Source organism: Streptomyces sp. NPDC088097 (assembly GCF_044741845.1).
Classification (GTDB): domain Bacteria; phylum Actinomycetota; class Actinomycetes; order Streptomycetales; family Streptomycetaceae; genus Streptomyces.
In genome coordinates this window covers 198,521-222,827 of sequence record NZ_JBIUTJ010000008.1, presented here as the reverse complement: position 1 = coordinate 222,827, position 24,307 = coordinate 198,521, and the positions used below count along the sequence as shown (strand labels likewise).

Below are 24,307 nucleotides of genomic sequence, written 5' to 3'. Positions count from 1 at the left end.
TTTCCCTCCCGCCACTGACACACCGGCAAAGGAATGGCTGATCCTCGTGGTTGCCTCCCCCTGGTTCCTGACTTCCGAGACCGCCACAGGCACTGACCCCGCCGTCCGCGTCCACTGTTTCCCGCACGCCGGCGGAAACCCCCGGACCTTCCTCGGCTGGCAGCCCGCTCTGGAACACGACGCGCGGATCCTCGCCGCCTGCCCGCCCGGTCGCGGCCACCGCTTCCGCGAGCCGGCCGCCGCCTCCCTCGCCGAGCTCGCCGACGGCGCCGCCCGCGCCATCTCCCTCGACGCCGCGCCCGACCGGCCGTTCCTCCTGTTCGGACACAGCTTCGGCGCCGCCCTCGCCTTCGAGGTCGCCCGCCGCCTGGAAGGCGTGCCCGGCCTCGCCGGCCTCGTCGCCTCCGGCTGCTCGGCGCCCTCCCTGCTGCCGACCGCCCGCGTCGTGCGGACCGCGGAGCTGGAAGGCCGCGCCTTCACCGACGCCGTCCAGTTCTTCGGCGGGCTGCCCCCCGAGGTGGTCGAGGACGAGGCCGTACAGGAACTCCTCCTCCCGCCCCTGCGCGCCGACTTCCGCATGGTCGCGGGCTACCGCTACCGCCCCGGCACCCCGCTGGGCGTCCCCGTCACCCTCCTCAACGGACGCCGGGACCCGCACGTCAGCCCCGCCGCGCTCGACCCCTGGGCCCGCGAGTGCGCGAGCGAACCCGAACGCCTCTGGGCCGACGGGGGCCACTTCTACTTCGAGGACGACCCGCGGTCCGTCACCGACGTCCTGGGCCGGCTGGCCCGCGCGGCAACCGGCGCCGCCCGCAGGAGCGATGAGTACGTTGAGCTGATCTGACACCGGCCGACGCACCCCAGCACTTCAGCGAGGACCCCATGAACCAGCGCACCACCCCCGCCGCAGCGACCACCGCCGCCCTCGACGCCGCCCGCCTGCGCAGGGCCGTCGCCTTCCGCGACCTGCACGCCGCGCCGCGCCCCTTCGTCGTCCCCAACCCCTGGGACGCCGGATCCGCCCGCATCCTCGCCGGCTTCGGCTTCGCGGCCCTCGCCACCACCGGCGCCGGGCTCGCCTACAGCCTCGGTCGCCCCGACGGTTCCCTGACCCGCGCCGAGATCCTCGACAACGCCCGCTCCATCGTCGAGGCCACCGGCCTGCCGGTCACCGCCGACCTGGAGAGCGGCTTCGGCGAACGCCCCGAGGACGTCGCCGAGACCATCCGCCTCGCCGCCGACGCCGGCCTGGTCGGCGGCTCCGTCGAGGACTCCACGGGGCGCGCCGAGGACCCGATCCGGTCCCTGGAGGAGTCCGTCGAACGGGTCGCCGCCGCGGTGGAGGCCGCCAAGGGGCTGGACTTCCCCTTCACCGTCACCGCCCGCGCCGAGAACTTCTTCCAGGGCCGCCCCGACCTGGAGGACACCCTCCGCCGCCTGCGGGCGTACGAGGCCGCCGGCGCCGACGTGCTCTACGCCCCGGCCCTGCCCGACGCCGAGGCCGTCCGCGCCGTCTGCGCCGCCGTCGAACGCCCCGTCAACGTCCTGATGGGCGGCGCCCTCAAGCTGTCCGTCGCCGACCTCGGAGCCCTCGGCGCACGCCGGATCAGCACCGGCTCCGCCCTGTCGCGCGCCGCCCTCGGCGCCCTCACCCGCGCCGCCCGCGAGATCGGCGAGCTGGGCACCTTCGGCTTCGGCGCCGACACCCTCCCCTACGCCGAGGCCAACGCCCTGCTCGCCCCCGCCACGCCCGCCACGCCCACCCCGTCCGCCCCGCACGCCGACCGAGAGAGCGACCCGGCACCGTGAGCCTTCCGTACGCGCCACCCGCCGCCCCTGCCGTCCACCTGTCCGCGCCCCGCTACGTGCTCGGCGAACGCGAAGCCGACCACACCACCATCGACGGACTCGCCGAGCGCGCCCGCCAGTTGGGGATGCCGCCCCGCGCCGCGCTGTGGGGCTGGGGCAGCGTCCACCGCACGGCCAAGGCCCTGGAGACCCTGGCGGCCGAGAGCGCCCGCGCCACCCTGGAGGCCGCGGGTGCCGACGCGGCGGACGTCGACTGCCTCATCCTGTGCTCCACCCGCTTCCCGGGCGGCCCGCGCACCCACGGCGCCTTCGTGGAGAAGATCCTGGCCGCCACCGGACTCACCTCGGCCGCCTTCACGGGCCTGACCCTCGGCCGGTGCGCCAACCTCCTCACCGGCATCCGCACCGCACAGGCGTACGTCGCCGCCGGCCTGTACCGCAGGGTCGTGGTCGTCACCGCCGACCGGGTCACCGACGAGTCGACGCGCATGGAGAACTTCGCCCTCTTCAGCGACGGGGCCGCCTCCTGCCTGGTCGCCGCCGAACCGCTCGGCCCGGACTCCTACGAGATCGTCGCGGGGGCCTCCGCGCAGGACCCGACCGGACTCGACTGGACCCACGAGATCAGCTCCGACCTCGCCCGCGAGGTCAACGACCGGATCCTCGACCAGACCGGCATGAAGATCGGCGACATCCAGGGCGTCCTGCACGCGAACCTCTACAAGCCCGTGGTGGTCCTCAAGGAGCGCCAGGCCGGATTCACCCGGGAGCAGCTCTACCTCGACAACATCCGGCGCGTGGGCCACTGCTTCGCCGCCGACCCGCTCATCAACCTCGTCGACCGCGACGCGGCCGGGGAACTGCGGCCCCACGGGCACTACCTGCTGGCCTCCAGCGTCCCCGGCGTCCGCGTCGGCGTCCTGCTGCGCAAGCTCCCGTCGGACCCCGCGGACCGAGCGGCGGCCACGAGCGCGCACACGAACGGCGAGACCGGCACCGGCACCACCACCAGCACCACCACCGGCACGGCGATCACGCACACGGACACCGCACGGCAGGGGCACCCGGCATGAGCATCGACACCAGCACTCACCTCACCGCCGACATGGCGCGCGCCGTCCCAGGCGCCGCCCACCCGCTGCCCGACCTGACGACCTCCCTGCCCCGGACCCCCTTCGAGGCCTCCCCGGCCGGCGCCGCCGAGGCCGCCGCGATCACCGCGGCCGCGCCCGCCGAGCTGTTCCGCCGCCTCCTCGCCGACCAGGAGGGCGAGGCCGCCCTGCTCGCCGCCCGCCGGGTGCTGGCGGTCTTCCTGGCCCCCGAGCCCGACGCCGACGCCGACACCGCCGAGCCCCGCTGGGACGACGCCGACGCGGTGGCCGCCCACGTCCTGGCCGCCCGCGCCGAACTGGCCGCCGTCCTCGCTCCGTTGGGCGCCCACCCCGACCCCGAGGTCCGGGCGGCGCTGCTGCGCCAGCGCGCCCCGCTCACCCTGACCGGCGGCTGCTGGCTCGACAGCCTCTCGCAGGTCGCGACGCAGCCCGCCGAGATCGTCGGCCGGCTCTTCGGCCAGCACTGGTACCTCCAGGGCGAGGGCACCGCCGAGGCCGGCCTCCTCGGCCGCCGCCGACGCGCCCTGATCGGTCACGGGGTCTTCCTCCCCGACGTGGAGGCCGACACCTTCCTCGACGAGACCGGCGCCCGCCCCCTCACCGCCCTGCACGGCGCCTTCCACCTGGCCCTGTCGCGGCTGCCCGCCTCCTTCCTCCCCGAGGTCGTCGGCATCCACTACGCCGCCCACGCGCTCGGCCTCGACGAGCTCCTGCTCGGCAGCGAGCCGATGCTCGCCGAGAGCGACGTACGCCCCGTGCTCGCCGAGTTCCTCGCCCACACCGAGCACTCCCCGACCGGCCCCGAAGACCGCCGCCGCGCCCTGGCCGCCGTACGGCTCCTGCTGCGCCTGGAGCGCGAGCACGCCGCCGCCCTGGCCGAGCTCGCCGCCTGGCACGACGGGCTCTCCCTCGACGCCAAGGTCGCCCGGATCGTCGAGCGTCACGCCCCCCACGCCGGCCGCCAACACCGCGCGGTCCGGATGGGCGCCCGCAAGCTCACCGACTGGCTCGACGACGACAACCTGGACGCCGCCGCCTTCGTCCGGGAGTTCCGCACCGCCCGCCAACTGCGGCCCGGCCGGGACGGCGGCCCCTGCCGCTTCCTGAAGTCGATCAAATTCGGCGGTCCCATGTTCGGCATCTTCGACGAGCGGGAGGCGGCCGTGTTCGCCGCTTGGGCCCGATCGGTCGCGGACGGCGAACCCGCCGGCGCCGACCTGGTGCCCACCACTGCCGGCGACGAGCCCGCCCGCGCCTGGAGCGGCCGGCTGGCCGCCGTACAGCCCGCCGACGTCCTGGTCCGCGAGCCCGAGTCCGCCGACGACCACCGCCGCTTCTTCCACCGCCTCGTCAACTTCGAGCGCCACCCCAACGTCATGCCGCTCGCCCGGGCCCGGGCCGAGGCCGGCCTCGCCGACGCCGAACTCCTCTTCGCCCACGGCGCCGGGGGAGTCCTCACCGACGCCTCCTGGTTCGAGTACACGCCCGAGGCCCTGATGGAACGGGTCGAACGGATCTACTGGGACAAGCTCGTGGACCCGTACGAGCCGCTCACCGAGATCCCCTCCCGCGACGAGGTGGTCTTCGAGCAGTCCACGTACGCGCTCGGCAGCCTCATCGACGGCGCCTGGGCCCACCGCGTGGGCAACCTCGGCCGCCGCCACCGGCGCAGCGACGACATGCTCTTCTCGATCTACGCGGACGAGATGGGCCGCGGCGACATGGCCAAGAACCACATCACGATCATCCACAAGGTGCTGGCCAGCATGGACATGGAGCTGCCGCACGTCCGGCAGGAGGCCTTCCTGCACCAGGGCGACCTGCCCGACCACCTGTACGGCTTCTCCATCCACCAGCTCAGCCTGAGCCTGTTCCCCGACACCCTCTACAACGAGATCCTCGGCTACAACCTGGGCATCGAGATGTTCGGCCTGGGCGCGATGCGGCTGCACGAGATACAGAAGCTGCGCAGCCACGGCCTCGACATCTCCTACGAAGAGGCCCACCTGTCCATCGACAACTTCTCGGCGGGCCACGCCCGCCAGTCCGCCGAGATCGTCACCGCCTACCTCGACGACGTGCGCCGCGCCTCGGGCGAGGAGGCCGTCCGGCGCGAGTGGCGCCGGATCTGGCGCGGCTACGCCTCCTTCGCCTACTTCGTCGAACACGCCCTGGTCAAGCGGGTGCGCGCGCAGGAGGCGTCCGCAGCCGCCGCCGACACCGCCGGCACCGCCGACCTGGTCATCTGAGGAGCCCGACGATGGAACCGATCACGAGCTTCGACCCCGAGATCCTCGGCCTGCCGTTCTACGAGGACACCCACCGCGAGCTGGCCGCGTCGGCGGGAGCCTGGTGCGACGCCAACCGCGTGCTGTGGGAGGAGGCCCGCTCCCTCGACCCCGACACGGCGGGACGGACCCTGGTGCGCGCCCTGGGAGCGGCCGGCTGGCTGGCCGGGCTGGACCCGGAGGCCGGCCCCGCGATCGACCTGCGGTCGGTGTGCCTGCGCCGCGAGGCCCTCGCCTACGCCGAGGACCTGGCCGACTTCGCCTTCTCCATCCAGGCCCTCTCGGCCACGCCCCTGCTGCGCTTCGGCAGCGAGGAGCAGCGCCGTCGCTACTTGCCGGGGATGGCCGCCGGGACCCTGATCGGGGCCTTCGCGGTCTCCGAGAAGGAGGCCGGCTCGGACGTGGCCTCCGTCGGCCTGGAGGCGGTCCGGGACGAGGACGGCTCGTACGTCCTCAACGGGCGCAAGGCCTGGATCGCCAACGGGACCATCGCCGACGTGTTCGTGGTGATCGCCCGTACCGGTCAGGGCCCGGGTCCGCTCGGCCTCTCGGCCTTCCTGGTGCCCGCCGCCACCCCCGGGCTGCGGGTCGAGCGGATCGACGCCATCGCCCCGCGTGCCTTCGCCCACCTCACCTTCGAGGACTGCCGGGTGGACGCCGACGCGCTGCTCGGACGCCCCGGCAAGGGGTTCGTGGTCGCGGTGGACCTCCTGGAGCGCTTCCGCAGCACCGTCGGGGCGGCCGCCCTCGGCTTCGCCCGGCGGGCCTTCGACACCGCCCTGGCCCACGTGCTGACGCGGGAGGCCTACGGGGCCCCGCTGTTCGACCTGCAACTGGTCAAGGCCTCCCTCGCCGACATGGAGGTGAAGCTGAACGCGGCGGCGCTGCTGGTCGCCCGGGCCGGTTGGGAGACCGACCGGGGCAGCCGGCGCTTCGCCCGCCACTCCAACATCGCCAAGGTGCACGCCACCGAGGCCGCCCAGGAGGTGGTCGACTCCGCCGTGCAACTGCTCGGCGCGGCGGGCATCGTCCAGGGCTCGGTCACCGAGCGGCTGTACCGGCAGATCCGGTCCCTGCGCATCTACGAGGGCACCTCGGAGGTCCTCAGGATGGCCATCGCGGGCTCCCTCGACACCCGCAGAGCCTCCCGCCCCTCCCGCGCCGCCTGAACCCGAGCACGCACGACCCGGTCGACCCCCAACCCAAAACACCGCAACCATCAATTGAGCAACCACGACGGCGGGCACCACGTCCGCGAGAGCGGCGCCGGCTTAGGCGCACAAGAGAGAGCAACCACGACGGCGGGCGACCACGTCCGCGAGAGCGGCGCCGGCTTAGGCGCACAACAAGGGAGCAGGCAGTGAGCACCACCACCGTCACCCCCGTCGAGGCCGTCCGCCTCGTCGATCCGTACCCGTACTACGCCCGCCTGGTCGCGACGCGGCCCTTCGCCCACGACTCCGCGCTCGGGGCCTGGGTGGCGGCCGACGCGGCGGCGGTGCGCGCGGTGCTCGGGAGCGGCGCGCTGCGGGTGCGGCCGGTGGCGGAGCCGGTTCCGGCGGGCATCGTGGGGACGCCGGCCGGGAAGGTCTTCGGGGACCTGGTGCGCATGACGGACGGGGCCGTCACGGCCCGGCTCAAGGCGGTGGTGTCCGAGGCCCTGGTTGGCTGTGACACCGCGCGGGCCGGGGAGTTGGCGGCCCGTTTCACCCGCGAGGTGCTGGCCCGGGGCGGGGAGGTCTCCTACGAGGAGCTGATGTTCGCCGTCCCGGCCCGGGTGGTCGCGGCCCTGAGCGGGCTGACCGACGGCGCGGACGTCGAGGCGGCCCGGGCGATCGGCGACTTCGTCGGCTGCATCCCGGCCGGCGCGACCCCGGAGCAGCAGCGGGCGGCGGCGACGGCGGCGGCCCGGCTGCGTGAACTGCTCGGCCCCGGCCTGGACCGGGCGGCGGACGGCCTGCTCGGGGAGCTGGTGCGGGCCGCCGACCGGGCCGGGTGGGAGGAGCTCGGGCCCCTGCTGTCGAACGCCGTCGGCTTCCTCTCCCAGACCTACGACGCCACGGCCGGGCTCGTCGGCAACACCCTGGTCGCCCTGGCCCGGGGGGCCTCCGTGCCGGAGGGGCCGGAAGGCACCGCCGCGCTGGTGCGCGAGGTGGTCCGGTACGACGCCCCGATCCAGAACACCCGCCGCTTCGCCGCCGAGCCGTTCACCCACGGGGGGCTGACGGTGGAGGCCGGCGAACAGGTCCTCGTGGTCCTCGCCGCCGCCAACCGGGACCCCGCCGTCAACCCGGACCCCCACACGTTGACGCCCGGCCGGGTGAATCCGACGGTGTTCACCTTCGGCGCGTCGGCCCACCGCTGTCCGGGCGCACAGCTCGCCGGGGCCCTCGCCGCGGCCGTGGTCACCGAACTGCGCACGGCAGGCTTGAGCACCTCCGCGACCCCTGCCTATCGCCCTCTGGCGAACGCCCGGATCCCGCTCCTGTAGCGCGCGGGCCCTCCCTCAGGAAGCAGCCCCCGCCACGACGAGCAGGCCGGGGGTCGCCCACCCTCATGCCTTCAGACGGGACAAATCAGATCATGTCGGACCGTACGCACCTCTGGATGCGCCACGAAGCCCGCTCCACCGAGCGCCGCGCCCCCCTCACCCCCGCCGACGCGGCCCGCCTCGTCGAGGCCGGAGTGCGCGTCACCGTCGAGGAGTCGGCCCAGCGCGCCTTCCCCCTCGCCGAGTACGCCGCCGCCGGCTGCGCCACCGCCCCCACCGCCTCCTGGCACGAACAGGCCCCCGACGAGGCCTACGTGCTCGGCCTCAAGGAACTCCCCTCCGGGCCCGACGCACCCGCCCTGCGCCACCGCCACATCTACTTCGGCCACGCCTACAAGGGCCAGGCCGGCGCCGCCGAACTGCTGGCCCGCTTCACCGCCGGCGGCGGCGCCCTCCTCGACATGGAGTACCTCACCGACGAGAGCGGCCGCCGCGTCGCCGCCTTCGGCTACTGGGCGGGCTACGTGGGCGCCGCCCTCGCCGTCCTGCACCACCGCGGGACCCTCACCGCCCCGCTCGTGCCCACCGACCGCGACTCCCTCGACGCCCTCCTCGCCGCCGGGGCCCACGAGGGCGACCGCACCACCGCCCTCGTCATCGGCGCCCTCGGCCGCAGCGGTCGCGGCGCCTGCGACGCGCTGGTCCGGGCCGGGTTGGAGCCCACCCGCTGGGACGTCGCCGAGACCCGCGACATCGACCGCGCCGCCCTCCTCGCCCACGACCTGATGGTCAACACCGTCCTGACCACCACCCCCGTACCGCCCTTCCTGACCAAGGCCGACCTCGACGACCCGGCCCGCCGGCTCTCCCTGGTCTCCGACGTCACCTGTGACGTCACCTCCGAGTGCAACGTCCTGCCCGTCTACGACGAGACCACCACCTGGACCGAGCCCGTCCGCGCCCTGCGCGAGGGCCCGCGCCCCCTCGACCTCATCGCCATCGACAACCTCCCCTCCCTGCTCCCCGTCGAGGCCGGCACCGCCTTCTCCGCCGAACTCGCCCCGCACCTCACGGGCCTGGCCGCCTGGGACGGCGTGTGGGAGCGCGCCCTGCACACCTTCCGCCAGGCCGTCGAAGCCCAGGAGGCACCCCTTGTCCGCTGACCCCCACGCGGCGCCCGCCGCGGCCCCCGCGTCCGGCACCGTCCACTGGATAGGCACCGGCCTGTCGACCGGCCGCTCCGGCCTCTCCCTCGTCTGCGACGCCGCCCGGCGGGTGGTCCTGTGGGACCGCACCGCCGAACGCGGCGAAGCCCGCCTCGCCGCCCTCGGCCTGGCGGGCCGCGCCGAGGTCCGCGCCCTCACCCCCGAGGCCCTCGCCGCCGCCACCGGCCCCGGCGACGTCCTCGTCTCGATGCTCCCGGCCACCGAGCACGCCCCGCTGCTGCGCATGGCCACCGAGCGCGGCGCCCACTTCGCCTGCACCAGCTACGTCTCCCCGGAGCTGGCCGAACTGGCCGCCGGGGCGGGGGAGAAGAACCGTACGGTCGTCCTCCTGGAGGCCGGACTCGACCCCGGCATCGACCACCTGATGGCCCACGACCTCGTCGCCCGGGGCCGCGCGGCCCTCGGCTCCATACCCGCGACCGCCGAGTTCACCTCCTACTGCGGAGGCGTCCCGGCGGTCCCCAACGAGTTCCGCTACCGCTTCAGCTGGGCCCCCTACGGAGTCCTCGCGGCCCTCGGCTCCCCGGCCCGGCACATCGCGGCCGGCGTCGAGACCACGGCCCCCCGCCCCTGGGAGGCCACCCGGTCCCTGACCCTGGCCGGCGAGGAGTTCGAGGTCTACCCCAACCGCGACAGCCTCCCCTTCGTCGCCCAGTACGGGATACCGGACCACTGGCGGCTGGAGACCTTCGTCCGCGGCACCCTGCGCAACGCCGGCTGGCGCACCGCCTGGAAGGAGGTCTTCGACACCGTCTCCACCGGAGACACCGAAGCCGTCCGCGCCCTGGCCGCCACCCTCGCCGCCCGCCACCCCACCACCCCCGCCGACCGCGACCGCGTCGTCCTGTCGGTCTCCCTGGAGCTGCGCGCCGCCTCCGGCGAGCACTGGCGCGGCTCCCACCTGCTGGACCTCACGGGCGAGGCGGCCGAGTCCGCGATGGCCCGCTGCGTGTCCCTGCCCGCGGCCCACGGGGTCACCCGGATCCTGGCCGGCGCCCTCCCCGCCGGCCTCAACCGTGCCGCCGAGACCTCCTCGGAGACCACGAACTGGCTCTCCTTCCTCGGCGCCAACGGCCTGGCGGGCATCCGCGAAGACATCTCCTCCACCTCATCAGGAGCACCGGCATGACCCGTCCGTCAGCCTCCCCGCCCGCCCCGGCCACTCCGCCCGAGGCCTTCGTCCTCACCGGCGCCTTCCGGGTCGTCTGCCGCAACCCCCGCTACCTGGAGGAACTCGCCGCCCGCGGCCTGAAGATCCTCCTCATCACCCCCGAGAGCTACCGCGAGGCCGCGCAGAGCGCCCGCAAGGACCCCGAGCACCCCGCCTCCCTGATCGAGGACATCGCCTACGTCGACGGCTCCCTCGACCTCGACGGCTCCTTCACCCCCGGCTTCGTCGCCGCCGCCCGCGCCTGGCGGGGCCGCTACGACGTGCGCGGCGCCTACGCGGTCGGCGAGACCCTCGTCGAGCAGACCGGGCTGCTGTGCGACGCGCTGGGCCTGCCCGGCCCGGGGCTGCGCGCCACCCGGGTGTGCCGCAGCAAGTACCTCCAGCGCTGGTACCTGGAGGAGTTCGGCCCGGCCTGCCTGGTGCTGCCCCCGGGGTCCCGGGAGGAGGCCGACCTGGCCGCGCTGGAGTACCCCGTCGTCGCCAAGCCCGCCACCCGGCACTCCAGTTCGGGCGTGGTCGCCGCCGAGGACGCGGCGGCGCTGCGCGCGCTGCTGGAGGAGTACCCGGCGCACGAGACGGTGATGGTCGAGGGGAAGGTCACCGGTCAGGAGTACTCCGTCGAGTCCCTCGTCCAGCACGGGGAGCTCCTCTTCACCTCCGTCACCCGCAAGGAGACCACCGAGTCCGGCGACCGCACCTTCGTGGAGCTGGCCCACTCCGTCCCCGACACGGACCCCGAGGCCGCGGCCGTCCTGTCGGCCGCCAACGCGCGGATGCTGGAACTGCTGGACTTCCGCGACGGGATAGCCCACGCCGAGTTCCGGCTCGGCGCCGACGGTCGCCCCTACCTGATGGAGGTCGCCGCCCGCACCCCCGGTGACGGCCTGACCGCCCTCTACCACCTCGCCACCGGCCGCCCGTTGGAGCCGGAGATCATCAGGATCGCCCTCGGCGAGAGCGCCTCCTACCCGGCCCCGCGCCGCCTCACCCGCCAGGTGTACCTGGAGCACGAGGCGGGCGTCCTCGCCGACGTCACCCTGGACTGGCCCGGCGTGCGCCCGCTGTGGGTGGGGGAGGCCGCGATGTGGCCCGAGTGGGAGCCGGGCGCCGCCGAGGACCCGCCCGCCCTGCGCGCCCTGCTCGTGCTGAAGGAGGCCGGCGCCCGACTGGCGCCGCTGGCCAGCTCCGACGACCGGGCGGTCACCTTCCTGATCGACGCCCCGGACGCGGCCTCCCTCGACGGGATCGAGCTGGCCGTACGGGCCGCCGTCCGCGTCGTCACCGAACCGGCGGACGCCGATGAGCACTGACATCCGGCCCGCCGAGGCGGGGCCCGCGGAGGCCGAGGAAGCGGAGGCGGAGAACGCCACGGCCGGCGCCGTCGTCGCGCAGGCCCCCGCCCCCGGAGTGTGGATCACCTTCAAGGAGGCCCCGCGCGCGGTGAAGACCGTACTGGCCGGGGTGCTCGTCAACCGGCTCAGCGGCTTCCTGCACGTCTTCCTCGTCCTCTTCCTCACCTCCCGCGGCTACTCCGAGGGCCGCACCGTCATCGCGCTCGGCGTCTACGGCGGCGGGGCCGTCGTCGGCTCCCTCGTCGGCGGCGCCCTCGCCGACCGGCTGGGCATTCGGGGCGCCACCGTGCTCTCCATGAGCAGCACGGCCGCCCTCACCGCCGCCCTGCTGTACCTGCCCGACTTCACCCTGCTGCTCGGCGCGATCGCCCTGGTCAGCCTGGGGGCGCAGCTCTTCCGGCCGGCCTCGGCCACCCTGCTCGCCGACGAGACCGACGGCGACCGGCAGATCATGATCTTCGCGATGTACCGCTTCGGCCTCAACGTCGGGGCCACCGCCGCCCCGTTGGTCGGCTACGGGCTCTACCACGCGGGCGGTCAGACCTACACGCTGCTGTTCTGGGGCGAGGCCGCCCTCGCCCTGGCCTTCGCCCTCGTCGCCCGGGCCACCCTGCCCGCCCGGCCGAAGGTCGCGCCCGAGCGGGCCGCCGCCCCCAAGGTCTCCTCCGGCGGATACGGAGCGGTGCTGCGCGACCGCCGCTTCGTCCTCTACCTGGTGGCCGCCTTCTTCCACTCCGCCGTCTACATGCAGTACCTCTCCACCCTCCCGCTCTACATGAAGGACGCCCAACTGGCGCTCTTCTGGTACACCTTCGCCGTCGCGCTCAACGGCTTCATCGTCATCGCCTTCGAGCTGCTGGTCACCAAGGTCTCCCAGCGCTGGCCACTGAAGATCACCATCGGTCTGGGCTTCGCCCTCGTCGGCGCCGGCGTCGCCTGCTACGGGCTGCCCATTGGACCGGCCGCCGTGATCATCGGCACCCTGGTCTGGTCGCTGGGCGAGATCCTCGGCGGCCCCGCCGTCTTCGCCTACCCGGCGAGCGCCGGGCCCGAGGCGCTGCGCTCGCGCTACATCGGCAGCTTCCAGTTCATGTTCGGCCTCGGCTCCGCCCTCGGGCCGATGGCCGGCACCTGGCTCTTCCTCCAGTACGGCTCGCTCGTCTGGCCGCTGGTCGGGGCCGCCTCCCTCCTCGCGACCCTGTTCGGCCTGATCGCGGTCCGCCCGCGTCCGGCCGTCGCGACGGCGTAGCCGTCCCACCCCTCCCGCTTCCCCCCTCCCCTCCACCCCTCACCTCCCTCCCTTACCGAATCGAACGAGAGGTTCCGACCATGGGGCACGAGAGCATCCGGCCGGGCATCACGCACTTCCGTTGCGTGGGAGTCGGCGTGGGCCCGGCCAACCTGAGCCTGGCGTCACTCCTGCACGGCCGTCCGGACATACCCAACGTCTTCCTCGACCGCAAGGAGTCCTTCAGCTGGCACGACGGCCAGCAGATACCGGGCACCACCTTGCAGGTCTCCCAGTTCAAGGACCTGGTCAGCCTCGCCGACCCGGCCAACTCCTTCTCCTTCCTGTCCTACCTGCACGCCCAGGGCCGGGTCTACCACTTCCTCAACGCCCAGTTCGACGACGTGCCCCGGCTGGAGTTCCGCAACTACCTGGCCTGGGCAAGCCGGCGCAACGAGAACGTCGTCTTCGGCGAGGGCGTCCGCGAGGTCGGCTTCGACGACGACCGCGGCGTGTTCACCGTCGAGACCGACCAGCGGTCCCTGACCGCCGAGAACGTGGTCGTCGGCGTCGGCAGCCGCCCCTGGGTCCCGCCGCAGGGCGAGGGGAAGCTCGGGCCGCAGCAGTTCCACGTGGCGGACTACCTCAACACCGCCCGGGACATCGGCGGCAAGCGCGTCGTCGTCATCGGCGGCGGCCAGTCCGGCGCCGAGGCCTTCCTCGACCTGATCTCCCGGGCCGGCTGGGAACTGCCCCGCCGCGTCTCCTGGATCTCCCGCCGGCAGAACTACTTCCCGATCGACGACTCGCCCTTCACCAACGACTACTACATGCCCAGCCACGCCGACTACTTCTACGGCCTGCCGCGCGAGCGCCGCCAGTCCCTGAACTCCCGCAACGTCCTGACCAGCGACGGCATCTCCGAGTCCACCCTGCGCGAGATCTACCAGTCCATCTACGTCCACCGCTTCGTGGAGGGCAACGAGGACCTGGTCGCCCTGCACCCCGGCCGCGACGTCTTCGACGTCGCCCCGGCCGCGTTCGGCGGCTGGGAGGTCAGCGCCCGCCACACCGGCGAGCCGGAGTCCGTGGAGCGCTTCGAGGCCGACGTCATCATCTGGGCCACCGGCTACCGGCCGGCCGCCATGGACTTCCTCGGCCCGCTGGAAGGCCGCCTGGAGCGCGAGGGCGAGGAGCTCCGCGTGGACGAGGACTACGCCGTGCGCTGGGACGGCCCGGCCGACCGCCGGATCTTCGTCCAGAACGGCGTGCGCGGCCAGCGCGGCCTCGCCGACCCCAACCTCAGCCTCAACGCCTGGCGCAGCGGCCGGATCGCGGACCGGCTGTGCGGCGTACGCGGGGACGAGCAGCTGGCCTCCTTCATCGAGTGGTCCTCCAAGGCACCCCAGCCCGAACGCTGGAGCGCCTGATGGCCGACACCCCCACCGCCGCGACCGGCGGACCCGCCGGGGCGCGCACCGGGATCGCGGTGATCGGCGCCGGGATCCTCGGGGTCCTCCTCGCCCGCGAGATCCTCTCCCGGGACCCGTCCGCCGAGGTCACCGTCCTCGACCGGGACATGATCGGCTCCGGTGCCAGCCGCCGGTCCGCCGGACTGCACTTCCCGCGCGGCGCCGGCGAGGGCGTCCGCGCGCTGGCCGCCGAGAGCCAGCGCTTCTACGCCGACCTGCACGCCGCCCGCCCCGACCTGCCCTTCCACCCGCTGCCGATGACGGTCCTCGCCCCCGAGGCCGACGAGGCGCACCTGCGGGAGGTCTACCTTCCCGAGGCCAAGCTCCGCTGGACGACGGAACTCCCGCCGTCCATCACGACGGTGCCGACCGGCCACGGGGCCTGGAAGGGCGACGGGTGCCAGTACGCCGACGTCCACGCCCTCACCCAGCTGCTCGCCGCCGAACTGCGCCCCCGGGTCTCCTTCCGCGAGGGCGTCGCCGTCACCGCCGTCGACCCCGGGCCGGACGGCGTCCGCCTCACCCTGACCGGCGGCGCCACCCTGAGGGCCGACCACGTCGTCCTCGCCCCCGGGCCCTGGCTCTCCGACCCCGCCTGGGCCGACCTCGTCGCCCCGCTCGGGGCCCGGGTCAAGAAGATCGTGGCCCTGCACGTCGAGGTGCCACCCACCCCCGGGGACGGGGCGATCGTCATGCACGCCGAGGACGCCTTCCTGTTGCCCTTCCACCACCGGGGCCACTGGCTGTTCAGCTACACCTGCCGCGAGTGGGACGTCGACCCGGCCGGGATCGACCCCGCCGTCACCGACGGCCACCTGCGCGAGGCCCGCGCCCTGCTCACCCGCTACGCCCCGGAGCTGGCGGCCCACTGCCGCTCCGGCCGGGTCTTCTGCGACGCGTACGGGCCCGACGGCGCCCCTGTCGTCGCCCCGCTCGACCCCCACGGCCGGCTCGTGTTCGCGGGCGCCGCGAGCGGCTCCGGCTACCGGCTGGCCCCGGCGCTCGCCGCCCGCGCCGCCGACCTCATCCCCACCCTCCCTTCCCCGCGAAAGGCCACGACATGATCATCGCCAGTTATGACGCCGACGTCCTGGAGCAGGCGTTCGGCATCGACATGAGCGGCGTGGAGGGCCTGGGAACCGGCGCCGGCTGGGGCCGCGTCGCCCCCGGCCGCGTCACCGACAGCCACCACCACGACGAGACCGAGCTGTTCGTCGTCGTTTCCGGACAGGGCGACTTCGTCATCGACGGCGAGCGCCACCCCGCCGCCCCGGGCACCGTCATCCTCTTCGAGCCCTTCGAGTCCCACGTGCTGGAGAACACCGCCGGTGCCGGCGGCGCCGACCTCGTCTTCTTCACCCAGTACTGGCGCGACGCGGAGCGGGCCATGACCTCCGCGACCGACCCCGTCCGCAAGGGCTTCGGCGAGCGCCCCGTCTTCGTCTTCTCCACCCCGCCCACCCCCAACGGCGACCTGCACCTGGGCCACCTCTCCGGCCCCTACCTCGGCGCCGACGCCTTCACCCGCTACCAGCGCATGACCGGGGCCGAGGCCTACCACCTCACCGGCAGCGACGACTACCAGAGCTACGTCATCGGCGCCGCCCGCAAGGACGGCCGCACTCCCGCCGAGACCGCCGCCCACTACAGCGCCGAGATCGCCGAGACGCTGCGGCTGATGGACATCCCGCTGGACCAGTACACGGTCACCGACCAGGACCCCGACTACCGCGAGGGCCTGAAGGACTTCTTCGGCAAGGTGGTCGCCTCCGGCGAGGTCGCCGTCGCCGAGCACGACGCCCTCTACGACGCCACCACCGGCCAGTACCTCTACGAGCTCGACGTCAAGGGCGGCTGCCCCGGCTGCGCCCGCCCCACCTCCGGCAACATCTGCGAGGAGTGCGGGGAGCCCAACACCGTCGCCGACCTCGTCGACGCCCGCTCCAACCTCTCCGAGGTCGCCCCGCGCCGCGCCCCGGCCGCCCGCTGGAGCCTGCCGCTGCACGCCTATGCCGGCGAGGTCCGCGCCCACCACCGCCTGGGCCGCGTCCCGGCCAGGCTGCGCGAACTGGCCGACCGCCTCTTCCGCCGGCCCGCGCTGGACATCCCCCTCACCCACCCCTCCGGCTGGGGCGTCGAGCCCCGCGAGGGCGACACCGAGGGCCAGGTCATCTGGGTGTGGCCCGAGATGAGCTACGGGTTCCTGCACGGCATCCAGTCCCTCGGCTCCCGCCTCGGCCGCCCCTGGAAGGCCGCCGACCCGACCGCGGACTGGAAGATCGTCCACTTCTTCGGCTACGACAACAGCTTCTACCACGCGGTCCTCTACCCGGTGTTGTACAAGCTGGCCTTCCCCGGCTGGAACCCGGACATCGACTACCACGTCAACGAGTTCTACCTGCTGGAGGGCGAGAAGTTCTCCACCAGCCGGCGCCACGCCATCTGGGGCAAGGAGATCCTCAACGAGGACACCGTCGACTCCGTCCGCTACTTCCTCGCCTCCACCCGCCCCGAGGGGCTGCGCACCGACTTCCGCCGCGCCGCCTACGAGGCCACCCTCGACGAGACCCTCATCGGGACCTGGCAGCGCTGGCTGAACGGCCTCGGCGCCCGCGTCGTCAAGCACCACGACGGCACCGCCCCCGACGCGGGCAACTGGACCCCCGAGCACACCGCGTTCCTCGCCAAGCTCGGCTCCCGCCTCGCCGCCGTCACCGCCGCCCTCGACAACGACGGCTTCTCCCTGGCCCAGGCCGCCGCCGAACTCGACGGGATCGTCGCCGACACCGTCCGCTTCGCCCGCGCCGAGGGCCACCTCACCGACGCCCCCGGCTGGGACTCCGAGAACCGCACCGCCACCGCCCTCGAACTGGCCGCCGCCCGCCTCCTCGCGCACGCCGCCGTCCCCGTCATGCCGCGCTTCGCCGGCCGGCTCGCCGCCGCCCTCGGCCTCGACGCCCCGAGCACGTGGCCCCGTACCGTCGACCTCCTCACCCCCGGCACCCCGGTCGCCCTCGCCGACGCGGTGTTCTTCCGGCCGACGACCGGCAGCGCTTCCGCCCCGACCGAGCCCGCCCTCACCGGCTGGCTCACCGAACTCGCCCGCACCGTCCTGCGCCTGCCCGAGGACGAGGCCATCGCCCACCGCACCCTCACCCAGCTCGCGGCCGGCTCCCTGCAGGCCGTCACCGTCCAGTACCAGATCCTCGACGCCCTCGACGTGGACCTGACCATGGACGAACTCCTGCACGGCGGCACCCTGTCGGAGCTCGCCGCCGTCCTCGCCGAGCGCGCCGAGCCCTCCGCCGTCGCCGCCCTCACCGCGGGGGAGGACGCCCGATGAGCCACCACCACGTCCTGCGCGAGATGGCGGAACGCGGGCTGTCCGTCAGCCTCGTCGACGGGGACCTGCGCCTCCAGGGCAACCGCGACCGGATGGACCCCGAGTTCATCGCCCGCGTCAAGGCCGTCAAGCCCGACCTCGTCGCCCACCTCGCCCGCGAGGGGGCGCACGGACCCGGCTTCCCCCTCACCCCCCTCCAGCGCAGCTACCACCTCGGCCGCAGCGGCCTCTTCGAGATCGGCGACGTCGCCAGCCACGTCTTCCACGAGATCGAGGGGGACTGGGACCTCGACCGGCTGCAAACCGCCCTCGACACCGTGGTCGCCGCCCACAGCGCCCTGCGCTCCCGCTTCATCTCCGACGAGCGCCAGGCCACCGAACACCCCGGCCACGGACCGCGCATCGGCGTCCTCGACCTGCGCGAGCGCACCCCCGGCGAGCGCGACGCCATCCGCGCCGAACTCCGCGAGATCCGCTCCCACCAGGTCCTGCCGGCCGAACGGGCCCCCCTGCTCTCCGTCGACGCGATCATCCTCGGCGACGCCGAGATGGTCCTCCACGTGGGCCACGACGGCCTCGTGATGGACGGGATCAGCATGTTCCTGTTCTTCCGCGCCTGGTGGCACGCCTACCGCAACCCCACCGCCGAGGTCCACGCCGAACTCTCCTACGAGGAGTACGTCACCGCCCTCGAAGCCGCCCGCGACCGCGCCCCCGCCCGCCGCTCCCAGGCCTACTGGACGGCCCGCGCCGACGACCTCGCCCCCCACCCCGACCTGCCGCTGCGCACCAGCCCGGCCGCCCTGACCTCGGCCCGCTTCACCCAGCGCCGGGTCGCACTCGGCCGCGAGCAGTGGAGCGCGCTCAAGGAGCGGGCCGCCGACGCGGGCCTGACCCCCTCCGCGCTGCTGCTGGCCGCCTACGCCGAGACCCTCGCCACCTGGGGCGCGGGGGAGCGGTTCACGCTCACCACCACCATCGCCCAACGCCCGCCCGTCCACCCCCGCGTCTTCGAGGCCATCGGCCAGTTCTCCGACACCCTCCTCGTCGAGGCTGCGGTCGACCGCGCGCTGCCCTTCGTCGACCGCGCCAAGGCCCTCCAGAGCCGGCTGCACTCCGACATCGACCACCGCCACTTCTCCGGCATCGAGGTGCTGAAGGAACTGGCCCGCCGCCGCGGCGGGATGGCCGGGGCACGGATGCCGTTCACCTTCAACAGCGCCATCGGGCACGTCTCCGGCGAGGTCGACGGCTCCACCCTGGAACTCTTCGGCAAGGAGGTCTTCTCCGTCAGCCAGACCCCCCAGGTGTGGCTCAACGCCTTCGCGATGGAGCAGCACGGCGGCCTCGTCGTCCAGCTCGACGGCATCGACGAACTGTTCTGCGAGGGGCTCCTAGACGACCTCGCCCACGGCTACACCACCCTCCTGGAAACCCTCGTGGAGGAGGCCGCCTGGCAGCGCCACAGCTTCGACCTGCTGCCGCCCGCCCAGCGCGAGCGCCGCCGCGACGCCAACGACACCACCGACGCCCTGCCCGAGGAGATGCTCGGCGACGCCATCGCCGCGCGGGCCGCCCGCACCCCCGGGGCCCCCGCCGTCCTCACCTCCGACCGGACGGTGAGCTACGGCGAACTCCTCGCGCGGGCCTCCCACGCCGCGACCTGGCTGCGCTCCCACGGCGTGGGCCGCGGCGAACTCGTCGGGCTGGTCATGCGCCGCGGACCCGAGCAGATCGTCGGCATCCTCGCGACCGTCCTGGCCGGAGCCGCCTACCTGCCCGTGGACGCGGGCCTGCCCGCCGCCCGCCAGGACTACATGCTGGCCGACGGCAAGGTGCGCTGCGTCCTGACCAACACCGGGTGGAGCCCCGCCGGGGCCACCGCCTCCCTCGCCGCCCTCGACCTGACGGGCCCCGTCCCCGGACCCGTCGAGGTCCCCGCCCGGCTGCCCGGCTCCGACCCCGACGACCTCGCGTACGTCCTGTACACCTCCGGGACCACCGGCGCCCCCAAGGGCGTCATGGTCACCCACCGCAACGTCGCCAACGTCGTCGCCGACTGCCACACCCGCTTCGGGATCCGCCCCGAGGACCGGTTCATGGCCATCAGCGCCTTCAACTTCGACCTCTCCGTCTGGGACGTCTTCGGCGCCCTGTCGGCGGGCGCGGCCCTGGTCATGCCCGACGCGGACAAGGCCGTCGACCCCGTCCACTGGCTCGACCTGTGCCGCCTGCACCGGATCAGCGTGTGGAACTCGGTGCCCGCCATCGTCGGCCTCCTGCACGGCCAGGCCCGCGCCGACGGATGCGTGCCGCCGGCCCTGCGCCTGGTCATGATGAGCGGCGACCGGCTCCCGCCCGCCCTGCCCGCGCAACTGCGCGCGCTGGTCCCCGGCCTGGAGGTGGTCTCCCTCGGCGGCCCCACCGAGACCACCATCTGGAACATCCTGCACCCCGTCGGCGAGGAGGAGGACGGCAGCGAGTCCATCCCGTACGGCCGCCCCAACGCCAACAACCGGGCCTACGTCCTGGACCGCGACGGCCTCGACGCACCCGACTGGGTCACCGGAGAGATCGCCGCCGCCGGCGCCGGCCTCGCCCGCGGCTACTGGGGCGACGAGGAGCGCACCGCCGAGCGGTTCTACGAGGACACCGAGCGCGGCGAACGCATGTACCGCACCGGCGACCTCGGCCGGTACCTACCCGACGGGAACATCCAGATCCTCGGCCGCAGCGACTTCCAGATCAAGATCAACGGCTACCGGATCGAAGCCGGGGAGGTCGAGACCCGCCTCGCCGCCCTCGCCGAGGTCACCCGCGCCGTCGTCGCCGCCCGGGGCAACCGGCTGATCGCCCACCTGGTGCCGGCCGGCGGCGAGCGCCCGCCCCTGGACGAGCTGCGGCGCGCCCTGCGCGCCGACCTGCCGGACTACATGCTCCCGGCGGCCGTCCTGTGGCACGACGAACTCCCGCTGACCCGCAACGGCAAGGTGGACCGTACCGCCCTGGCGGCGCTCGGCGACCGGGAGCCCGACACCACCCCGCCGGCCTCCGAGGGGGCCGCCGCCCCCGAAGGACAGACCGAGAAGATCCTCTGCGACATCTGGTCCACCGTCCTGCGCCGCCCCGACATCGGCGCCGTGGACACCCTCGCCTCCCTCGGCGGGGACTCCATCGCGGCGGCCCGCATCCTCACCGCCGCCCGCAAGCGCTTCGGAGTCACCCTCACCCTCGACCAGTTCGCCGAGGTGGACACCGTCCGCGCCATGGCCGCCGTGCTCGTGCCGGAGGGCGACCGATGATCATCGCCCCCGCCACGCCCGAGACCCTGCACCGCGTCCTGCACGAGCCGCCGACCCGGGGCACCCTGTCGGTGGCCCGCCTCGACGGCATCCGCACCCTGCCGCTGAGCGAGCTGTACGCGCGCGCCGGCCGGCTAGCCTACCACCTGCGCACCGCCCACGGCCTGCGCCCCGGCGACCGCATCGGCATCCTCGCCGCCAACAGCCTGGAGTGGGTCCTCCTCGACCTCGCCGCCCTGCGCCTGGGCGTGCGGACCGCCGGCCTGGAACCGGGCAAGTTCACCCCCTCCGCCGAGCTGATGGAGGCGTACGGCCTGACCCTGCTCTGCACCGACCGCTCCGCCGACCTCCCCGACCTGCCCGGCGTCCTGGCCATGGACGAGGTGCTCGCGGCGACCGAGGAGGGCCGGCCCGAACCCGACGTCCCGCCCTTCGCCTGGGGGTTCGAGGACGTCACCACCATCAAGTTCACCTCCGGCAGCACCGGTGTCCCCAAGGGCCTCGGCGCCACCGCGGGCAGCATCGACAGCTCCCTGCGCGCCGTCCAGGAGATCTTCGAACACGCTCCGGAGGACCACCTCTTCGTCTTCCTGCCGCTCTCCCTGCTCCAACAGCGGTACTGGATCTACTCCGCACTCCTGCACGGCCACGACATCACCCTCACCACCTACGAGGCCGCCTTCGCCACCCTGCGCAAGGTCCGCCCCACCGTGGTCATGGGCGTCCCCGCCTTCTACGAGACGGCCCGCCGCCAGATCGAGGGCCGGCTGCGCCGCGCCAAGGACGGCACCGCCGCCGAGGTCGCCCGCAGCCTGTTCGGCGACCGGATCCGCTACCTGTGGACCGGATCCGCCCCCGCCGCCCCCGAGATGCTCCGCTTCTTCACCGGCGCCGGACTGCCGATCTTCGAGGGCTACGGACTCAACGAGACCTGCATCGTCACCAAGAACCACCCCGGCGCCCACCGCGAGGGCAGCGTCGGCAAGGTGCTGACCGGCAAGGAGGTGCTGATCGGCGAGGACGGGGTGATCAGCGTCCGCAGCACCCACCCCGTCAACAACCACTACACCTACGCCCGACCCGGCGACTCCGAGAAGGTCTTCTCGCCCGACGGGACCGTCCGCACCGGCGACCTCGGCCACCTCGACGAGGACGGCTACCTCTTCGTCCACGGCCGCGCCGACGACGTCATCGTCCTCGACAACGGCAAGAAGGTCATCGTCCGGCCCATCGAGGAACTGATGCGGGCCGACCCGGCCATCGCCGAATGCGTCCTGTTCAGCCCCACCCAGACCGAACTCGTCGCCGTGGTCTCCCCGGCCGCCGAACCCGCCGACCACGACGCCATCGCCGCTCGGCTCGCCGCGACCAACGCCGTGACCGCGCCCGACGAGCGCATCGGCCGCGTCCTGGTCGCCGACCCGCCGTTCAGCATCGACAACGGCCTGCTGACCTCCCAGTACAAGCCCAAGCGCCCCGACATCCGGGCCGCCTACCACGCCCCGCTCCACGCCCAGGAGGCCGGAATCCATGCCTGACACCCAGCTCCTCATCGACGCCGCCCGCGCCCAGCTCTCCCTCGTCCTGATCCCCGAGGTCGAGCCCGAGGACATCGACCTCGACGCCGACATGGTCGCCGCGTACGGACTGACGTCGCTCAACAAGGTCCTCTTCCTCACCGAGGTCTGCGAGGAGACCCACGTCGATCTCGCACACTTCACGGAGCACGACCTCGCCGACATGAAGACCCTGGGCCACGTCATCGCGGCCCTCACCCGCCACGCCCCCACCACGACCGGAGCCTGAACCATGAGCGCGAACACCCGCCCCACCGCCCAGAGCTGGGCCGAGCACGCCGCCGCCGTCCTGGAGAACGACCGGGTCCGCCTCGCCCCGATCGTCGAGGCCGACCGCGAGGGCGTCCGCGCCGTCGCCATGGACCCCGACATCTGGCGCTACTTCGTCTCCGCCGTCGAGACCGACGCCGACTTCGAGTCCTTCTTCGACACCAACCTCGCCGACCAGCAGGCCGGCCGCCGCGCCGTCTTCGTCATCACCGACAAGGAGACCGGCCGCATCGCGGGCAGCATGAGCTTCGGCAACATGGCCGAGGCCGACCGCCGTCTGGAGATCGGCTGGTCCTGGCTCGGCCGCGACTTCCGCGGCCGCGGGGTCAACCACTGGGCCAAGGCCCTCCTGCTGGAGCACGCCTTCACCACCCTCGGCGCCGAACGCGTCGAGTTCAAGACCGACGTCCTCAACCTGCAGGCCCGCCGCGGCCTCGCCAACATCGGCGCCATCGAGGAAGGCGTCCTGCGCAGCTTCAACTACATGCCGGGCGGCCGTCGCCGCGACGCGATCTTCTACAGCGTCCTGCGCGCCGAATGGCCCGCCGTCCAGGTGCTCCTCGCGGCCGGCCCCAAGAAGGCCGTACCGGCATGAGCGCCACCACCACCGACGGGATCACCCACATACGGGCCGCGGGCACCCCGTACGAGATCGGCCGCGCCCACGGCGCGGCCCTCGCCGGGCCCCTGCGGGCCTTCCTCGACGACGGCCTCGCCCGGCTCGCCCACCTGATGCCCGGCCCGCCCACCCTCACCGGCCTGCTGCCCTCGATCGCCGCCCACCGGGCGGCGGTCGGGGCGGCCCTGCCCGACCTGGCCGAGGAGGTCGCCGGGCTCGCCGACGGGGCCGGCATCCACCCGGACGAGGCCTGGCTCCTGCAACTGCGCCGCGAACTGATGGGCTACTCCAAGATCCGCACCGGCGGGGACTGCAGCACCTACGCCCGCACCGGACCGGACGGCCCGCCCGTCCTCGCCCAGACCGTCGACCTCAACGGCGACCTCGACACCCACATCGCCGTCCTGGAGGTCGCCCGCGCCGGCTCGGCCCGCCGCTCGCTCGTCCTCAGCTTCGCCGGACTCCTGGGCTACCTCGGCGTCAACAGCGACGGCCTCGCCATCGGACTGAATCTGGTCCTCGGCGGCACCTGGCGCCCGGGCGTGCCCCCGTACCTGGCGATCCGCCACCTCCTCGACAGCGCGTCCGACACCGAGCAGGCCCTGAAGATCCTCGCGGACCTGCCCCTGGCCAGCTCCCGGTCCCTCATGCTCTGCGACCGCGAACGGGCCCTGTACGTCGAACACCTCGACGGGCAACTGCGCGTCACCGAAGCCGCACCCGGGGAACTGGCCCACACCAACCACTTCCTCCACCCGGACTTCGCCCCCGCCGACGAGCTGAACGTCTTCGCCCGCAACTCCTCGCTGCGCCGCCTCACCGCCGCCCGGAACGGGCTCGCCGCCCTGCCCGCCGACGCCGGAGCCGAAGACCACTTCGCGCTGCTCGCCCAGGTGCCCCTGAGGGTCCCCGACCGGGGGGACGTCCGCGCCGAACGCACCGTCGCCGCGGCCGTCATGTTCCCGGCCACCGGAGAGCTGCACCTGCGGCCCGGCGACCCGGCGCTCTCCCGCACCCAGGTGTTCGGCCTGTAACCACGGCCCCCGC

The 24,307-nt window shown here is 73.9% G+C and carries 18 protein-coding genes; all 18 read left to right on the top strand.

The genetic code is table 11. The features are described 5' to 3' along the window. The first annotated feature begins 46 nt into the window (after positions 1-46). The 18 genes from ACIOD1_RS23415 (at position 47) to ACIOD1_RS23330 (ending at position 24,294) form a co-directional block, all read left to right on the top strand. On the top strand, positions 47-844 hold the full coding sequence (locus ACIOD1_RS23415; RefSeq protein ID WP_365622599.1) for an alpha/beta fold hydrolase: 798 nt from the start codon (positions 47-49) through the stop codon (positions 842-844). A 38-nt stretch (positions 845-882) separates the two neighbouring features. Next, on the top strand, positions 883-1,809 hold the full coding sequence (locus ACIOD1_RS23410; RefSeq protein WP_365622597.1) for an isocitrate lyase/phosphoenolpyruvate mutase family protein: 927 nt from the start codon (positions 883-885) through the stop codon (positions 1,807-1,809). Then, positions 1,806-2,882, top strand: a complete 1,077-nt coding sequence (locus ACIOD1_RS23405; RefSeq protein WP_401904393.1) for a 3-oxoacyl-ACP synthase — start codon at positions 1,806-1,808, stop codon at positions 2,880-2,882. Before ACIOD1_RS23410 ends, ACIOD1_RS23405 begins: the two co-directional genes overlap by 4 nt. Then, positions 2,879-5,170: an iron-containing redox enzyme family protein gene (locus ACIOD1_RS23400; RefSeq protein WP_365622593.1), complete on the top strand. Its 2,292-nt coding sequence runs from the start codon at positions 2,879-2,881 to the stop codon at positions 5,168-5,170. Before ACIOD1_RS23405 ends, ACIOD1_RS23400 begins: the two co-directional genes overlap by 4 nt. Before the next feature lie 11 nt (positions 5,171-5,181). After that, positions 5,182-6,378: an acyl-CoA dehydrogenase family protein gene (locus ACIOD1_RS23395; protein ID WP_365622591.1), complete on the top strand. Its 1,197-nt coding sequence runs from the start codon at positions 5,182-5,184 to the stop codon at positions 6,376-6,378. Between the two features lie 191 nt (positions 6,379-6,569). After that, positions 6,570-7,700: a cytochrome P450 gene (locus ACIOD1_RS23390; protein ID WP_401904389.1), complete on the top strand. Its 1,131-nt coding sequence runs from the start codon at positions 6,570-6,572 to the stop codon at positions 7,698-7,700. 92 nt (positions 7,701-7,792) lie between these two features. Further along, positions 7,793-8,863, top strand: coding sequence for a saccharopine dehydrogenase (locus ACIOD1_RS23385; RefSeq protein WP_401904387.1), 1,071 nt, complete (start codon positions 7,793-7,795; stop codon positions 8,861-8,863). Beyond that, entirely contained in the window at positions 8,853-10,055 is a 1,203-nt protein-coding gene (locus tag ACIOD1_RS23380) for a saccharopine dehydrogenase family protein (protein ID WP_365622585.1), read from the top strand. Before ACIOD1_RS23385 ends, ACIOD1_RS23380 begins: the two co-directional genes overlap by 11 nt. Next, entirely contained in the window at positions 10,052-11,407 is a 1,356-nt protein-coding gene (locus tag ACIOD1_RS23375) for an ATP-grasp domain-containing protein (RefSeq protein ID WP_365622583.1), read from the top strand. Before ACIOD1_RS23380 ends, ACIOD1_RS23375 begins: the two co-directional genes overlap by 4 nt. Then, positions 11,397-12,698, top strand: coding sequence for an MFS transporter (locus tag ACIOD1_RS23370; RefSeq protein ID WP_365622581.1), 1,302 nt, complete (start codon positions 11,397-11,399; stop codon positions 12,696-12,698). The genes ACIOD1_RS23375 and ACIOD1_RS23370 overlap by 11 nt, the downstream gene beginning before the upstream one ends. 80 nt (positions 12,699-12,778) lie before the next feature. After that, positions 12,779-14,107: a SidA/IucD/PvdA family monooxygenase gene (locus ACIOD1_RS23365; RefSeq protein ID WP_365622579.1), complete on the top strand. Its 1,329-nt coding sequence runs from the start codon at positions 12,779-12,781 to the stop codon at positions 14,105-14,107. After that, positions 14,107-15,213, top strand: coding sequence for an FAD-dependent oxidoreductase (locus ACIOD1_RS23360; RefSeq protein WP_365622577.1), 1,107 nt, complete (start codon positions 14,107-14,109; stop codon positions 15,211-15,213). Before ACIOD1_RS23365 ends, ACIOD1_RS23360 begins: the two co-directional genes overlap by 1 nt. Continuing rightward, complete coding sequence (locus ACIOD1_RS23355; RefSeq protein ID WP_401904383.1) at positions 15,210-17,492, top strand: class I tRNA ligase family protein; 2,283 nt, start codon at positions 15,210-15,212, stop codon at positions 17,490-17,492. Before ACIOD1_RS23360 ends, ACIOD1_RS23355 begins: the two co-directional genes overlap by 4 nt. Further along, positions 17,489-20,794, top strand: a complete 3,306-nt coding sequence (locus tag ACIOD1_RS23350) for an amino acid adenylation domain-containing protein (protein WP_401904381.1) — start codon at positions 17,489-17,491, stop codon at positions 20,792-20,794. Before ACIOD1_RS23355 ends, ACIOD1_RS23350 begins: the two co-directional genes overlap by 4 nt. Continuing rightward, positions 20,791-22,332: an AMP-binding protein gene (locus ACIOD1_RS23345; protein ID WP_401904378.1), complete on the top strand. Its 1,542-nt coding sequence runs from the start codon at positions 20,791-20,793 to the stop codon at positions 22,330-22,332. Before ACIOD1_RS23350 ends, ACIOD1_RS23345 begins: the two co-directional genes overlap by 4 nt. Beyond that, complete coding sequence (locus tag ACIOD1_RS23340; protein ID WP_365622569.1) at positions 22,325-22,600, top strand: acyl carrier protein; 276 nt, start codon at positions 22,325-22,327, stop codon at positions 22,598-22,600. Before ACIOD1_RS23345 ends, ACIOD1_RS23340 begins: the two co-directional genes overlap by 8 nt. Before the next feature lie 3 nt (positions 22,601-22,603). After that, complete coding sequence (locus ACIOD1_RS23335) at positions 22,604-23,236, top strand: GNAT family N-acetyltransferase (protein ID WP_365622567.1); 633 nt, start codon at positions 22,604-22,606, stop codon at positions 23,234-23,236. Beyond that, positions 23,233-24,294, top strand: a complete 1,062-nt coding sequence (locus tag ACIOD1_RS23330) for a C45 family autoproteolytic acyltransferase/hydolase (RefSeq protein WP_401904375.1) — start codon at positions 23,233-23,235, stop codon at positions 24,292-24,294. Before ACIOD1_RS23335 ends, ACIOD1_RS23330 begins: the two co-directional genes overlap by 4 nt. Positions 24,295-24,307 lie beyond the last annotated feature (13 nt).